Here is a 17,483-nt window from a genome sequence, read left to right on the forward strand (position 1 = left end):
AATGCTATTATCTGTTCTTTAAAAATTTAAACACTAGTATTTAAATGACAGTTATAAACCAAAATCTTCAAGTTAACTCATCCAGCACTTCCAGTATCCATCCTAGAAATACGACAGGCGGCTCTGACGTTGACAATGATTTTATACGTAATGCTATCCATCAAATCACTAATAATCTTTCCAATGATAAAACAGTCCGCTGGCGCCAAGAAAAAGATCTTCTCACTTATTTAACTGCATTAAGTTCTAATCTTCCCTCCGACTCACCCGAACTACCAAGTATACAAGCCTTTGCCAAAGACGTTGCAGCGACTCATGAAAAACGTTCTGCTGAGTTGTTTCCTTCTTGGACACAACCTTTGGAAGAATTAAGAAGACATATTGTTCCTAGGGATACTGACTCGAAATCTTTATTGAACGACCCCAAATTTTCGAAAGGAATTACAGAAAACTCTTTCGCACATATTCTCGTAGAAACACTCATTAACAAAAGTAGGTTCGCGGGTAATAATGCGCACAATGTAATAGAATATCTACACCAATTTCTTGAAACATATACTCCTCCCTTTGTAGTAACTAAAGGCTTTGAAGATTTTAAAAAAGCTATCGCTTTACAATATGAATTCCAGCAAGAGCTCGGGACATCTCCCTCTTCAAGTCATTATAAAGCAACTGTCACTAAATATATTGCTAAACTGAAGGTAGAAAATGACTTCCTTCTCATTGAGACAGGCTGGATAGGCGATCCCTCCGGACATAGTACACAGCAACTCATTGTCTATCGCGGAAAGAACACATTTGATGAGATGACTTTTAACATAGGCGCCGGAGCGGACAAATGGCATTTTCATATATTTGTAGATGACAGGCTCTTTGTTCAATCCTACAGTAAAAAAGAAGGTGTTTCAAAAGAAACCCTAACCTCCGATTATTACTTGCAGGTTCAATACGAAATGAACTGGGTTCTTAAAAACCCTTTGAATACATCCCCTACAGACTATACAGAGTTGGACTTGTATAGCCTTGAAAAAAACAAGCTGGATGGGGTGATATCTTCTTCGCCAGATCCAAAAAATACAATGGCCTTACAAAATAGCCCTATCTGCACATGGGCTTCCATTAAAGCAGCCATGAATTACTTTACGGAACCTTCTATTTTTAATAGGACTCTCTATGACATTGCTTTTCAAAGCTTATGCACATTCCACCAAACCATCAAAGAAGACTTGAAAGACCAGGAAGATAATCAAATCCTCATGGAGCATGCAGGCATCTCCTTAGCCCAGATTACTGCCGAATGTTATAGGACAGGCGTTATCAGTAATGAAGAGCTCGAAGTGACGTATGATACTTTGCGCGAATATTTTCAATTTATCGATGCTCAAGTGGAGATCTTCTCTAATAAACATACTGACCCTCAATACTCTCACAACCCTGACCACTATATCATCAAAAACTTGAAGATAGCGACAATTGAAGAAGCCGGTTCTGATTGCATAAATGATTTCAATCTTCCAAAAGTCGTCACCATTAGACCTAGAGAGGATTTCCAATCTCCCCAAGCTTTTCTTGATAAATTGGGAGAAATCAGAAAATTTATTAATAAATGCAATAAAATTGATTCAACACAACCCACTTCAACCTCCGTTTGGTGGGTTGTAGTAAACACCATACGCAGCCTGCCCCTCCCCACTGAATTGATGCCGGATAATACCTGTTTTTGGGATCATTTCAATGAAGAAGAAGCAAAACTGGCGATTATCCAATTGCATGCTATAGTCTACAATGCAAGAGACGCTTTTGTTAGTTCAGATCTTTATTCCGCTCCTATGCGTAAGCAGCTTGCCCTCTACTTTTTTACCTGTCTTATGCTATGCGAAAGATTGAGTAAAAATATTCCTGAATTCAAACCTCTTGTAGGCTCACTTCCATTAACATATTTTCTGGAAAATTACTTACACGACATACATACCCCTTTCACTGAAGGGCATTGCACATATTACCACCCCCGAGACAGAAAGCTCCGCTCTGTTCTTTTAAATTACTTTCACTCCACTTTTAAACCTACGAAAAAAAGACAATTTTTTGTTTCCGATGAGCTCACTAGAAATAGCCCACCGGCATATTGCCATGATATCCCCCTATATAAAATGGAATTTGAGCAATGGCTTCAGACTGATGAGGCTCCCGCTGAAGCAGCAGTCATCCATGAGTATTTAAAAAATGAAGGGATACGTCTTCGTCTTATTGAAAGCTATCCTGAATTAGAAAATGCTAATGACCAAAAACGCTTCGTCTATTTGATGTGTGCAACCGAAGCAGGTATTCTGCCTGACCACTTTTTAGCTTATCGCGATATCGCATTACAACTGCGCTTACTGACAACAATGGTCAGTATGGAAGAGATAAAAGATGATCTTTCAAGCGATATGGAAGAGGATTTGAACGAAGACGAACTGGACAATAGACCTAAAAAGTACTTTGAAATAGAAGAGAGCGATACAAGTATTACAATAAAACTAAATTACACTGTGGGCGAAATAGAAGAGGAAAATGAAAAAGAGTCTAAGAACTGTAACATAGGATTTGATGCCCAGAATTTCAACCTTCGAGAAGGGATCGAATACACTAAGCTCTATGATATGTCTAGGTTGCCGGGACTTGGAGATAAACTAAATGATGCTAAGTTGCTTTCAAATGAGGTATCTGAATTTCTTAAACTTAAAATCAACCTCCCTGTCGAGTTATGTGCCGATTTAATGGGTCTGTTAACCATGGGGAATAGAGATAACAATAAGCACCATCCAGAAACTCAAATTATTAGGGCCTTATCTTTTTTCATGACTCATAGAGAGCTATTAAATGAAGAGGGTCTACGTGCGCTTTTCCATATTTTGCTACTCGAAAGTGATTTTCTTGAAGTAGCCCTTATGACTTATCGCCCTATTGGATATAAGCTTTCCGAATTCATTGCTGAAGGAATTACCCATTCTTATGCTCAAATGGATCTAATTAAATTTTGCTTTTATGTCCATTTAGGAAGCTGCCTAGAAAGAATTGTGAATAGCCAAAAACAATTTGCTTCGATCCCATTTCCGGATTTCTATAGATGGCTTAAAAGAGCTATTGATATCTCAAAAGATTCCATTATGGTCCAATGTGAATTGCGCCAAATGCTTCTGATGGAATTTATAAACAATCAAGGCTTGAGAAATATTCCGGGCGTCGCAGTTGAGATCATAAAAACATACTTTCTATATAAGTCTATTTCACTAGAGGTAGAAAAATCTTCATTTCTAATCTCAGAATCCTCCCTCCTAGAGTTAACTAGTGTGTATTCTCTTTTGGAAAGTTTCATCCTACAAGTACTATCCGATCAGCAGTCAGCCAATAATTTTTGTAATGCGCTCTTGGAAGAACTCCATGGAGTAAAAACAACCTTCGAATGGAACACAAGCGGATACCCTTTTGTGTATTCTGAGGACAACAAATACTGCCTCAATTTCTATACCGGAGAGTGCTTCATTAACAACCGGAGGAATGTTGTAGTAGATTCTACTTTCCTTTCCACAAACGCTACCATGAAGCTATTCAAAAAGAGTTCCTATAATGCATTGATGGATACTAGCAATTGTTACTATATTGATGTTTCCCCCAGGAAAATGTTCATCTATGATTCAAGCTGCTTTCTTTATTTCAAAGAGGACAACAAACCTGTCATAACTAGCATGCAGCTTCCTTCTGCTGAAGTATTTACGCCTTTCAACCCTTATATGGAAGAAGAAACATTTTGGGGCTGCAAACTCAGTGATAATAAACGGGAATTCTCTATTAGGAACCAAGATTTTATCGTTTCGCATCTCTTTTTAGGTAGAGAGGAGAATGATCAATGCGTCATTGAAAAGATATATAAGATTTCAGGGAAGGAACAGTTAGAAATGGTTCCCCTCTCCTCTGATGAACACCCTTTTAAGGAACACCTTCCCCTAGAAATAGCAATAAGAAGCGTATTGTGGAAAAATGCTGCAGGAATTCCTGTACAGTTGGATATTCCATTCCTAAGCTTATCCTTCACAGTAGAACAGACACCTAAGGGATATATTGCGCATTGTGATCAAATGGAGGGCTACCATCTTTCCGACCATATCATCATTCGCAATGTAGGTGCCATTCCACTTAATGTTATATTGGAAGATGCTAAAGGAAATAGAAAAGCCCTTCTCGCTAAAGGTAAAATATATTTCCTCATCAAAGGTGCCTTCTCAAGGGAATATGATGTCAGCAACAAGCCTCGCCTAAAACAAGAATATTATGTTTATTCGGTGGATCCTATCAAAGGAATAGTCGCGACAGACAAGGAACTAAAACTCAATTGGGCATATCACCTGACAGCGCAAAAGAAATATTTCCTTGCTTTTGAGATTATTAGGAAGTCTATTTCAACACTCATTCCTTACACACAGAATGAAGTGGCAATTTTACAAAAAATAGGCATGCTTAAGTCTGAGTCCGAAGATCCTACCCCTCAATCTACAGCTATCTCATTGATTGCTTACATCCTCTATTGCCGTACTGTGGAAACATCAAAGATAGATCCCCTAGAAAAGTACACTTTAAAAAAACTCTATCTTTCCTATATTGAAAATATCTATAAGGCTCCCCAATTTAAAATCAGTCCGAATGAAATTGAATACGCTTCTAAACTTCTGAATTTAGCCTTCATAGACTACATACCTACTCTCCCCACCTCTTTTGACTATCGTTCATTTATATCCCCGAATTATGTAGTCCCTGTTCCGGGAAGTCGTGAGAAATTCGATTTAACTCAAAATGACTTTCAAGGATGGTGCAAGAAGATTTCACCCACCCTACCGGAAAACAGGCTCATCATACGGCCTGCATGCTATATGCAAAGTAATTTTCTCTTCTTTTACGACAAAGCACAAAATAGTAATAATGAAGTTCTCTCAGATATCGCTTTCGCTCAAAATGAAAGCTCCGCATCTCCATTCCTGCTCCTCCTTCTGAAATTTGCTCATGAAAATCCGGCGGTCTTCCCCACCACAGAAATGTTAGCAAAATTGCTTCATCACAGTGATTGGAACGGGTTCCAGCGCCTTGTCCTTGAACCTTATAGAACAAGATTGCATAACCCTCCGGCCACTCCTAATTCCACAGTTATTCCAGAGGCATCTACTGCTTCTTCTCCAGAGGAAAACCTTCCTACCGATTGTAATGCATCCAACTCCATGCAGATTATTGTCCCTAAAAGGAAAGCAGAAGTGTTGGATAGCCCCTCCACCGATCCGAAAATCCGCAAAGTTGAGCTCCGCAAAATAAAGTGGATACCATTCTTTAGCCAGAAAGAACTCAATACGCTATTTGTCTCAAAACCCAAATCGGAAGAGTCGCTCACACCGGAGCAACTTGAAGACGCTTTATATTCCGCAGATGTCAACATCATCCCTCAAGAATCGGAAAGAATCAAAGAGGAAATCTCAAAGTATTGGAATTCTGCCGACCGCAAAAAACCGTGGAACTTGATTGAAGGGGAAAAAAATCTAGAAGATGCCTCCCGAAATGTTGCTATTATAAAAGCCGAAAAAATCAAACGCTTTAATGTAGCTCTAGCGGAATTATTGTTGGAAATCGAGAAATTACCTGATCAAATCAAAGACGCTTATTTGATAGGACTTGAACGCCAAGGCTTGAAATACCGAACCCCTACACTCGAAGAGCTGACCATTTTCATCGCCCGTAAAAGAAGCTCCAATTTCCAGCACTTTCCCCCCAACATCCTGTTACAGGAAGAAAACATACGTAATAAAGTCATCGAAGTCCAATCCCAACATGTCCGCATTCAACAGCTTGAAAGAGCTCAGAAGCATTTGTCCACCCTGCAAAACTTCATTTCCAGGGGAATAACCTCCGAAGATATATCCTATAGGTACACCTCGGAAAGCTTCTATTATGAACTCACCCGTATTCCTCCCTACAACCCCTATGAATACCCCCATCTACTTTGTATGGAGGTTCTGGACAGCACAGGAATCTATGACTGGCAGCATACAGATATCGATAGGATAATCCATCCCCATCCAGACGACTCCAAAAACATAGTTTTCCAAAAAAACATGGGTTCTGGAAAAACAAGAGTGTATCTTCAAATTCTTGCATTACTTCTTGCAAGCAATGGGATGGTTCCCTTTGTCATTGTCCATTCTTCCCAATCCGACTCTGTCGCCAAAGTAATGGAAAATGGAGTTTACTCCCAAGCCGCCGTGACTTTCACTTTTTCACGCCAGTCACAGTCTTTAGCTAAGCTGCGTAATATAGCCCAACTTCTGGAAAAGGCAAAAGAGCTGGGGGGCTTTTTCTTTGTCACAGACACTACCCTTTATGATTTAAGACAGTGCTACAAAGAAACTTTAGTCCAATACCTTCAGCAGAAAACTCCTGAAAAAGAAACAGAAGAAAAGCTAAGGGTCTTTTTACAGATTGACCGCTTCATGAGCACTAAGTGCCCGGCGCTTTGGGACGAATTCGATCTGTTGGGCAACTGTCGTTTTGAAAATATCTATACCACGGGAGAACCGATTATTTTATCTTCTTCCTTCCGTGATTTAGTCGCAGACATATTTGAAAGTATTTTCTCCAATCCTGAAATATGCAGCCAGCTTAAAACCAAAGCTTACACTGAAGCAGAATTTCACGACATTATCAAAGAAAAGCTTATTCACACATTCATCAAATCCCATTCCCTTGTTAAAGAAGCTGTAAATGGGATGATGGACGATACACAGCTACATAAATTCTTGATGGGCGACAAGGAAGTAGAACAAAGCATAACCAATTTTCCATTGGATGTGCGCAACCTTCTTCATATCGTTCATGACGAATTCAATACACTTTTCCCTTTGACAGAGTCTAAACAATATAATGTAGACTACATGAGCAGCCAGGACTTGAATAAAATATTTCCTGTTCCTGGGCTAGCCTGCAAAGTCCCAAATCCTACGTCGGATTTTGGTTTCATCTTTGCGCTTTTAAATTACACTCTACATACCCTAATAGCTGAAGGGGTGACTCCCAAATTACTTCAGCAATTGATCCGCCGTATGCAAACTTCTGCTAGAGAGGAACAAACGCAAGATCCTAGCCTGCGGTTGGAGCAGACCAAAGGATTCCAGGATTTCACAGAGCTTTGTGGAAGTGGATTTCATATCCCTTTCTTTAATATCAATTCTAGTCACATCAATAATCTCATTGCAACGCTGCCTAAGGACATAAAATATCTTTGCTCCTTTGCTAAAAGGTTTATTTTCCCTTTAGTCACCTACTATCCGCAAACAATCGTAAGTACTCCTTACTCTCTGATAGGGATGTTTCCACGAGATATAGGCTTGACAGCTACACCCTGGAACAACGCAACCTATCACGAAAGCATTAAAACAATTTTTGACCCTACTGTAGAACCTCTCACCACAGGTCTTTTGATAAAGAACTCGCAAGTTGTCGAAATCGACGATATTGCAGACGATGAAAATGGTCCTGAAAATACCATTAAAGCTCTGTCAGAAATTGAAAAAACAAAAAATATCCCCTTCGACGACTTGATCGATTCCGGTGCCTTCATCAAAATAGAAAAGAATATCGATGGCGCAAAACTCTTATTAAAATATTTGCCTCCCACAAAAAGGGGCGTCGTCTTCTACCATAATAACGTCGAAATGGTATTGGAAAGATGTGAACCTGAACCCATCCTTGTTCCCCTGGAAAAATGCCGCCTCCCTTTAAATCAACGCCATATCTTTTTTGACGATTGGCATACTACCGGAGCAAATATCGATGCAGATCCTTTATCTTGTGGATACCTGACTTACGACAAAACATCCAAACGTAAGCTAGGACAAAGTTTTGGTCGGAAAAGACAGCGACACCTTAGACAAAGGGTCATCATCATCATCAAAAAAAGCCAGGGAATTTATATCCGTAACTTATTACAGCTTGAACCGGGGACAGTAATTCAGCCCAAGCATATCCTTAAAGTAAGCCAATATATCACAGAAACCGAGATCAATGAACAGCTCGTAGGATCTGCCCAAAGCAAGCTTGACTACATTGTGGAAGAGAAATTATTGACCACTATCCGCGATAGTAAAGAAGATCCTCTCCCCCTCTTAAGAACAGGAAGAGCACAAATTATCCCTCTTATTACTAAAAAAGTTAAGCTTGTCCCTGCAAAAATGATGGGTCCTGTCAACCAAGAAATCGATAAAAATAAGCATTTTAATAGATACATCAGCAGAATTTGCAAAAATGTTCACCCTCTTTCGCAAAACTGCCCTCTATTTAAAGACTTAGCGCCTTCCTTGAAAGCAACCCTTGATGATACTCTAAGCAAATGCGCCGTACCGCAACCTATTCCTCGAAGCCATTTCTCCCGAGCCCAGCAGCTAGTACAACAACAAACGCAACAGCAATCACAAGCCCAAGTCAGACAAGAGGTTTCCTCCAATTCATATTCATCCCAGTATAAAAACAGGTATTATGGCCACTGGAACTGGAATAGTAGAAATCCCCCCAGCTCCGGCAACTATTTTATCAATAGGACTTTGGAAGAAGCGCTAACAACTGCACCAAAAGACAGTGTACCTATTTTGAAAGTCAATCACTTGATGGGATTGCACGATCACCTTATACCTTATGCTGAAGCGTTTAAGGATATAGAGATGTCCATCAACTTCACTCCTGAATTTGGCTTGTTATTTGAAAAAAGACAATATAAAGCGAAATGCGTCCTATTGATTCTCGAACGCTCTACACAAAGTCGAAGGCTTATTTTGCTTAATGAAGCTGATAGGGGCTTCTTCTTTGGAACGCTAAATAGAGATGCATTTTATTTTCATTCCAAGAAGATGGAGAGTCCTTACGAAATCGCTCTCTACGATTTTGGCTTGAACATCATCCAAGTTAACCACTATAAAGAATTTAACGTCAGGGCTTTTGATAAGGAGCTTCTCATCACCAGATTTATGTATGGAGAAATGCTCTACAATAAGAATGAATTGGAAATATTAAAAGCATGGATTATCGAAAATGGTGTCGAACGTATGGAACGTTTCTTCTACCAGCATGTGCTGTATGCACAAGATACCCTGCGTGATAGTTATCCAGGTAGTACCTTGCATAAACTGTTTATCTCCCTGCTAGAGAGTGAGCAAGTGGAACCGGAGAAAAACAAGGGCAAAGGCAAAGAGATAGAAAAGTAGATAGACCCTTTTGAGCGTGGTGTGTCGTTTTTATTTTCTTGCAATAAGTCGCCTCTAGGGATGTATGTGAGGAGTTTTTATGAACGCAGAGACCCAAAGAACGAAGAGAAGCTCCGCCCCGCATTAGGCTGACACTGGCATGGTCGTTTTCGTACCAATCTCACATCGCTGCGGTCCCCCGCGGGACCGCAGCGCCGACGTTGACATGCTCGCTTACGCGATCACGTCAAGGATTAACAATACACCAAAAACGCTCTAACTTTTTGCAGTATAAACACAAATGGAAATAGTTCATTCTGGTCATGCTATCATCCATTAAGTTGACAAACTTGTTTCCGTTGTGTAAACCGGGATTTTGATTTTTCTATGGAGTGTCTAATTATACTTGACGTGATCGCGTCAGCGAGCATGTCAACGTCGGCGCTGCGGTCCCGCGGGGGACCGCGGCGATGTGAGATCGGTACGAAACAATCGTACTAGTGATAGCCTAATGCGCGGCGGAGCTTCTCTGCGTTCTTTGGGTCTTTGCGTTCATAAAATGCTTCACAAACTGTTTTAAAGGTAACTTCTTGCCGGGCGGAGCTTCTCTGCGTTCAAAAACACTTCACACTCCATACTGTCAATAACGTTATGCCCGCTGCTGGATAAGCTTGGCCACTAGCCCCGTCCATCCCGTCTGATGCGACGCCCCTAACCCTTGTCCAGTATCGCCATGAAAGAATTCGTTAAAAAACAGATAGTCTTTCCAATACGGATCATGCTGGAATAACGGTTGGTTTCCGAAGAAAGGCCTTTCATTGTTTTCGTTCAATTGGAAAAGCTTAATAAGCCTATCCGATAGCTCATCGGCAACTTGTCCTAAGGAGATAAAATTTCCGGAATGTGTAGGAAATTCCACTTTTAAATCATCCCCATAATAATGGTGATATTTCTGCAAAGCCTCAATAATCAGAAAATTGATCGGAAACCATACTGGACCGCGCCAATTAGAATTTCCGCCAAATAAGTACGTATCAGACTCTCCCGGCTGGTAGTTTATGCAATAGTGCGTTTCTTCAATGTCTAACATGAAGGGATTTTTTTGGTGATATTTAGACAAGGAACGTATTCCGTAAGGGGAAAGGAATTCTTCCTCATCCAACATATAATGGAGGATGCGGATAAGTTTATCGCGTGTGACGATGCTCATCAGGTGCCTTTTGCTCTGGCCTGTATGGTAGATACACGCCATGCTTTCGGCCAGGTTTGGCCATTTCCGCATAAACCATCCCATTCTACGTGCAAAGACGGGCATATCATGTAAAAGCTCATCTTCTAGAGTCTCCACAGCAAGCAGTGGCATAAGCCCCACCAGAGATCGCACGCGGATAGGGATACGGGCATGCTTTGCAGGAATTTGAAGGATATCGTAAAAGAATCCATCCTCTTCATCCCACAGACCGTCGTCTTCTCCACCCATATTGATCATAGCGCCTGCAATACGGAGGAAATGCTCAAAAAACTTGGTTGCAGTATCCTGCCAAACGGGATTATCGATAGCAAGTTCAAGAGCTATCTTCATCATCACAAGGGAATAAAAACCCATCCATGCAGTGCCATCCGACTGATCGATATGTCCCCCCAACGGAAAGGGCTGGCTGCGGTCAAAAATACTGATATTATCCAATCCGAGAAATCCGCCCTGGAAAACATTTTTCCCTTCAGCATCCTTCCTATTCACCCACCAGGTAAAATTCAAAAGTAGCTTATTAAATATTCCTTGGATAAAATTTCTGTCGCCTTTTCCGGCAAGCTTAGCATCAATTTTGTATACGCGCCAAGCTGCCCAGGCATGGACCGGCGGGTTGACGTCGCTGAAATTCCATTCATAGGCAGGCAGCTGGCCATTGGGATGCATATACCATTCGCGAGTCATAAGGGTAAGCTGCCTTTTGGCAAAATCTGCATCGATAAGGGCTAAAGGGATGGTATGGAAAGATAGATCCCAAGAGGCATACCAGGGATATTCCCATTTATCAGGCATGGATATTATGTCGAAGTTGACAAGGTGTTCCCAGTCGCCGTTGCGGATATGCTTGCGCAATGGCGAGGGTGTGCTGCCTTTATCTCCTTTCAGCCACTGTCCAATGTCGTAATAGTAGAGCTGTTTCGAACAAAGTAGTCCTGCAAAAGCTTGACGTTGTATCAAACGCATATCAGGGTTATGCAGGTCTTTATGCAAGTCTGCGTAGAAAATATCCGCTTCTTTTTGCTTCTGACTGACTAATGCATCGAAACGATGGAAGGGATCCTTGAGTTCCTTAGCAGATATTCTTACGCGCCAAACGGCAGCTGCCCCACCCTCTATCTGCTGTTTAAAATGGATGGCTGCTTTAGTCCCTTCGTTTTGCGGGTTGATTGCCTTGGAATCCCCTTTAATGATGTAGTTATGGAAGGCGTCTTTCACGAAAGATGCATTATTTGCAACGCCGTATAGTTGCTGTGTGTTGGTCTCATTTTCCGTGAATAAGACCTCGGCATCCCCTTCGAAATAAATCCAATATTTTCCCAAGGAGGGATGGTTGACATGGATGACGTTAGTGTTTGAAGCTTCTAAATGCATTTTAGGCTTGCCTAAGACATCCCCCATCGGTCCGCCTTCATATCCCCAGATCCATGTATTCCTAAACCAGGCCGTGGGGAGCATATGGAGCAAAGCTGTTTTATCACCTCTATTGAAAACTTCCATGCGCATTAAGATATCATCGGGTTTATCTTTTGCGTATTCTACGAACACGTCGAAGTAGCGGTTGTCATTGAAAACCCCTGTATCTACAAGTTCGTATTCCGGTTCATGAGGTGTGCGCTGACGGTTTTCTTGCACTAATTTTTCGTAGGGAAAAGCTACCTGAGGATATTTATAGAGCATTTTGACATAGCTATGCGTAGGCGTGCTATCTAGATAGTAATAGTATTCTTTGACATCCTCTCCGTGATTGCCTTCTCCACCAGCTAATCCGAAGATACGTTCTTTTAAGATCGGATCTGCTCCATTCCACAAGGCTAAACTAAAACAGAGGTATTGATCCCTATCGCTAAAACCTAAAAGTCCGTCTTCATTCCAGCGATATACGCGGCTCATGGCATGCGCATGCGGGAAATAGCCCCAAGCATTCCCGGTGTCGCTATAATCCTCGCGGACAGTGCCCCACCCTCTTTCGCTTAAGTAAGGACCCCATTTCTTCCAATTTGTCTGCATAGAATGATGTTCTTGCAAACGCTTATTTTCAGGATTGCCGGAAAAAAACATTATATTTCCAAGATAAGATAACTGCCCTTTTGTATATATTTTAGCTGATAATTTTTCTAATCTTGATTTCACCTATGATTGCGTACGCAATCCTAAGTTATAGAAGGTGGGTTGATTTACGATGGGGTTGTCCAAGGATATCCAGAACTTCTTCTATTTGGACGGAAAGAAGTGTGTATTGTTTTCTTAGTTGGGAGAAAATTTTTTGTTGGAAATCTTCCGGTGAACTGCAATATTCTTTAAGCGTGCAAAGGAAATCGCTATGTGAACGTTGGAGTCTATATTTCGGAACGCGTTTAGGAAGTAGCAAGCAGTCCATCAAATGGGGGCTATAATCCCAAAGAAAGCTTGAATGATGAAGCCACCTATCTTTTGTAATATATTGGGCATTTCCCCCGCATTTACGATCTCCAATAACATAGTCATTTTCATGCAACTTGAAAGGAAAGATAGGACTATAAAACTGGTCAGTCCATTCCATGATTTGTTGCGGAAACGCCGGAAAAGAGCAGTCGCCTGTATTGAAGATAAATGTGGCGAAGCAGGTAGATTCATCGATAACAACAGTCCCGCCACCGCTAAACCGTCGTACTAAAGGAACTTGCAAAGAAGCGATTTTTTCTTCATTCAGCAGTTCTTCTTTCTTACCGGAAATTCCCAAGACGACAGCAGGCGAAGCTTGTGCATTTATGATGCACCAATTGCGATGATCTGCTCGTAAGAGCGCTTCTTCTATTTGGAGTTGTTGGAAGATGGGTACTTTTTGCAGATGCAGCAAATGTACCTTTAGCATCTGTGCCTTGCCCGCATTAATGCTACGCGGAGAACGGTAATATCAGCGGGCGAAACGCCGGGAAATGCGTGATGCTTGGCCTAGATTTACAGGGCGGGCATGACTTAATTTTTGCATTGCTTCCTTGCGCAGGCCTTTAATATCGAAATAGTCGAGAGAAGAAGGCAAAGCGACATCTTCAGTGTTAGCTGCTCTGGCAACTTCATCTTCCTGACGCTTCAAATATCCTTCATATTTAGCATGAAGTTCAAGCTGTAAGTTGATCTCTCCATGATCCACAAAATGATTAGGATACTGTTCGACCAATGTGGAATAGCTACATTCGGGACGGGCAAGCAATTGCAATAAGGAACAGCCTTTTCCGTTGATCTGTAAAAAAGCCTTGGACAACCTTTCAATTTCTGAAGCTAGTAAATTCTGTTTTTGAAGGAACTTACGGTAGCGTTCTTCATCGACCAACCCGACTTGGTAGCCATATTCACGTAATCTGAATTCTGCATTATCCTGGCGCAACAGCAAACGGTATTCAGCTCTGCTTGTAAATATGCGGTAAGGCTCATCAATCCCTTTGGTGATGAGGTCGTCGATCATCACACCGATGTAGGCTTCAGAACGTTTAAGGATAAGCGGGGGACGTCCTAAAATCTTATTCGCTGCATTAATACCAGCCATAAGTCCTTGAGCAGCAGCTTCTTCGTATCCTGTCGTCCCGTTGATCTGTCCTGCCAGATAGAGTCCTTCAATATGTTTTACTGCCAAAGAGGAATCTAAATGGCCGCATTCAACATAATCATACTCTATGGCATACCCTGGACGGGCGATTTCTGCATTTTCCAAGCCTATGATCGTTCTTACATACGCATATTGTACATCGAACGGAAGCGAAGTAGAAATGCCGTTCACATAAAATTCTTCTGTAGTAAGTCCTTCAGGCTCTAAGAAGACCTGGTGCCTCTCTTTGTCAGAAAAACGGACCATTTTATCTTCGATCGAAGGACAGTAACGGGGGCCGACAACTCCAGGTTCCAGTTTGCCGGAATACATTAGAGATTTGCTTAAGTTGGCTAAAACGATATCACGAGTTTGTTCAGTCGTATAGGTGATATAGCAGGAAACTTGGGTCAGACGTTTTTCTTTAGGTGCATCACAAGAAAAGAAAACATCATCTTCTCCGGCTTGTTCTTCTGTTTTGCTGAAATCGATGGAACGGCGGTAGACGCGGGGAGGAGTTCCTGTTTTGAGGCGACCAAGCTTTAGACCTAACTTACTTAAACTATGAGAAAGTCCAATAGATGGCTGATCACCTGCCCTGCCGGCGGAAGTATTAAATTCCCCGATATGGATCAGGCCTTTAAGGAAAGTTCCGGAGGTGATGATGAGGGCTTTAGCGGAATAGCGGACGCCTTCTTTGGTCGTCACGCCGGAAACTTTGTCGTTTTCAACCAGAAGGTCTTCAACGGTTCCTTGCATAAGGAACAGATTAGGCGTTTGTTCTAAACAGTGACGCATTTTCAGGGCATAAGCGGCTTTGTCAGCCTGAGCGCGGGGCGACCAGACAGCGGGGCCTTTAGTCCTGTTGAGCATACGGAATTGGATACCGGTCTCATCGGTGACTTTTCCCATTAGGCCGCCCAGAGCATCGATCTCACGAACAAGGTGGCCTTTACCCACACCGCCAACGGCAGGGTTGCAGCTCATCTTAGCAATGGTATCGAGGTTCATGCTTAGGAGCAGAGTACGTAATCCGGCTTTTGCTGCTGCGTGAGCAGCTTCGCAACCGGCGTGTCCGCCGCCTATGACAATGACGTCAAAATGTTCTGGATAGTTCCACATAGTCTTTACATAAAGGAAGTTGCGCATTCCATACTAGAAGCGCAACGTCTAGATAAGATGCTTATCTGTTTTTGTGTCTGTCGCGACGGCTACGCTTTTTACGCTTGTGCTTAGCGATTTTAGCGCGACGCTTTTTTTTCACTGATGACATGCTGACTCCGATAAAAGTCAAAGTTTAGTAAACAATGTCAATATACTACCGCACCAAGGATAAATTACACAAGTGAATTTAAATCAGCGGTTTTCATCTCTCTATCTTGTCTTTATTAGACACAGTTCTTTCGAGAATGAGGAGAGGAGCACTGCTTCCTGGGATTTCATTCAGCTCAAAGTATTTCAGTATCTCTGAGGGGTCTTTAAAATAGGTAGTGAAAGCTTGTGAAGTGACGAAAAAATGATGATAACAAATCAGTTGTAAGTTTCTAGTTGTGCTGTGGAGTGGAGAGTAGTATGAAAAAGTGATCGTCCTCGCTTGACTGCCAGGTCTAAAAGTATAGGGAATGGTATGAGTTATGCCCTGCTCTACAGCCTTCAAATAACACCTGTGCATTCTTGTATTTGTTCTATCCCCATCTCGGTTAACAAACATTTTTCTCTGGATGAGATTGGCAACCAAGTCTTTCTTTTCCAAATCTTCGATATAAGCTATTGCCTCTTCTGCAGTGTTAAAAGTCATGGTTCCAAAAAGAAAAGCGACTTTCACATCATTATAGTTAATATAAATATTGAAATGGAGAGTTCTTTGTATAGGGTGTTTAGGCTTGATGGAACAGCAAAAACTATCATTGCTTAAAGACTGGATAACATAAGAAATGTTTTCAGAAATTAGAATACGTTCCGCTTCCGCATTGCAAGTTTCAGCATTTACATTTGTTATTCTAAAGTTCGGATGTTTTTTAAAAAGAGTCCCCATACTCTCTATTGGGGTGATTACATAACTGTCGTTACTTGTAAAAGTAAGTGATGCATTAACTATCATAAGACCCTATAAGCTGTTATTATTAACTAAATAATAAAGCATGTTAACTAACTATAAAAATAAAATCAAAACAATAATCACTTTAAAATTTAATTTAACATTACAATTAAAATTGTAGATGCGCAGTTTATGTGATTTGAATTAAACCCAAAGATACTTTGCGTGCATAAAAACGCCTCTTAAATTGTGCTACAAATAATCTCTCGCAGGGAGAAGCGTAATTTTCAACTCCTTCTCACTATTTAGCATTAAGTTCACCGACTGGTTTCTGTTGTGAAAACCGCGATCTTGTTTTTTTCTATGAGTGTCTAATTATACTTGACGTGATCGCGTCAGCGAGCATGTCAACGTCGGCGCTGCGGTCCCGCGGGGGACCGCAGCGATGTGAGATCGGTACGAAACAATCGTACTAGTGACAGTCTAATGCGGGGCGGAGCTTCTCTGCGTTCTTCGCGTCTTTGCGTTCATAAAAACGGTTCACAAATGGTACTACAAACAACTTCTTGCTTGACATAGCTTCTTTGCGTGCATAAAAACGCCTCTTAAATTGTGCTACAAACAATCTCTCGCAGGAAGAAGCGTAATTTCCAACTCCTCCTCCAACGCTAAAAGTGAATTGTTATTTCCGGAAGGTGCTATGAACTGTAATTTCTCAAGGATTTCATGGACACCCTTGAAAGTTACAAGCGCCTTGCTTTTATCCTCTGTCGTTAAGAAATTTGCGTAACATGTGAAGCGTATACTACAAATAGTTGTGTTACCCGGTTTAGAGAAGGTCAAGGTGAGAATATCTTTTTTACTGCTGGGGCGGAACACGTAGATAGGCCGTTCACTCATCTGTTTGGCCTTCAATATTTCCATGCAGTTTCTAATGCGTTGAGTTGCCTTTATTTCATCTAGTTCCTCTTCAAATAACTTACCTTGCTTTAGATCATTTATAAGGTCTAAGTTAGCAACAAATGTGATGTAATTAAGAGCTGCCGTACTGGTTTCGAATGAAAGTTTTTCATAAGGCATCTGAATAGAGGTATCATTTTGAACTTTAATGGTTATGTGGAGCGTTTTCTGGATCTGATGTCTTCCTTTTATAGAACAATAAAATGACTTTAAAGTAGATCTAAAGGGTATAATGACGAAAGATAGGTTTTCTGAGCAGAGAATCCCCTCAGCTATTTCTTTTATTTCATATATTTTACCTGTAGTAGTTCTAAAGTTTGCATGGTTTCTAATATATTGGCATTCACTTAGAATCCTGTTTTCTTCAGAGGATATATTTGTTAATTCACCGGACAAGGCCTGCATAGAACTCATTAAAAT

General features: G+C 41.2%; 6 protein-coding genes. 1 reads left to right on the top strand and 5 read right to left on the bottom strand.

Annotated elements, in window-relative coordinates; all coding sequences use genetic code 11:
* The first annotated feature begins 44 nt into the window (after positions 1-44).
* A complete protein-coding gene (locus tag WC222_08595; GenBank protein MFA6916442.1) occupies positions 45-9,272 on the top strand; it encodes a DUF3638 domain-containing protein in 9,228 nt (3,075 codons plus the stop codon).
* Positions 9,273-9,900: 628 nt separating this feature from the next.
* Here the strand turns inward: WC222_08595 and WC222_08600 are convergent.
* The 5 genes from WC222_08600 to WC222_08620 form a co-directional block, all read right to left on the bottom strand.
* A complete protein-coding gene (locus WC222_08600; GenBank protein MFA6916443.1) occupies positions 9,901-12,561 on the bottom strand; it encodes a glucosidase in 2,661 nt (886 codons plus the stop codon).
* Positions 12,562-12,658: 97 nt separating this feature from the next.
* Entirely contained in the window at positions 12,659-13,354 is a 696-nt protein-coding gene (locus tag WC222_08605; GenBank protein MFA6916444.1) for a lipoate--protein ligase family protein, read from the bottom strand.
* Between the two features lie 42 nt (positions 13,355-13,396).
* On the bottom strand, positions 13,397-15,214 hold the full coding sequence (mnmG, locus tag WC222_08610) for a tRNA uridine-5-carboxymethylaminomethyl(34) synthesis enzyme MnmG (protein MFA6916445.1): 1,818 nt from the start codon (positions 15,212-15,214) through the stop codon (positions 13,397-13,399).
* 217 nt (positions 15,215-15,431) lie between these two features.
* Positions 15,432-16,100, bottom strand: coding sequence for a hypothetical protein (locus WC222_08615; GenBank protein ID MFA6916446.1), 669 nt, complete (start codon positions 16,098-16,100; stop codon positions 15,432-15,434).
* A 618-nt stretch (positions 16,101-16,718) separates the two neighbouring features.
* Positions 16,719-17,477: a hypothetical protein gene (locus tag WC222_08620; protein ID MFA6916447.1), complete on the bottom strand. Its 759-nt coding sequence runs from the start codon at positions 17,475-17,477 to the stop codon at positions 16,719-16,721.
* Positions 17,478-17,483 lie beyond the last annotated feature (6 nt).

The organism is Parachlamydiales bacterium, from assembly GCA_041671045.1.
Classification (GTDB): Bacteria; Chlamydiota; Chlamydiia; order Chlamydiales; family JABDDJ01; genus JABDDJ01.

Bases quoted from the DNA above. Each gene is read 5' to 3' on its own strand.
- WC222_08595 (MFA6916442.1), top strand. From the start codon at position 45: ATGACAGTTATAAACCAAAATCTTCAAGTTAACTCATCCAGCACTTCC.
- WC222_08600 (MFA6916443.1), bottom strand. From the start codon at position 12,561: ATGTTTTTTTCCGGCAATCCTGAAAATAAGCGTTTGCAAGAACATCAT.
- WC222_08605 (MFA6916444.1), bottom strand. From the start codon at position 13,354: ATGCTAAAGGTACATTTGCTGCATCTGCAAAAAGTACCCATCTTCCAA.
- mnmG (MFA6916445.1), bottom strand. From the start codon at position 15,214: ATGCGCAACTTCCTTTATGTAAAGACTATGTGGAACTATCCAGAACAT.
- WC222_08615 (MFA6916446.1), bottom strand. From the start codon at position 16,100: ATGGGGACTCTTTTTAAAAAACATCCGAACTTTAGAATAACAAATGTA.
- WC222_08620 (MFA6916447.1), bottom strand. From the start codon at position 17,477: ATGAGTTCTATGCAGGCCTTGTCCGGTGAATTAACAAATATATCCTCT.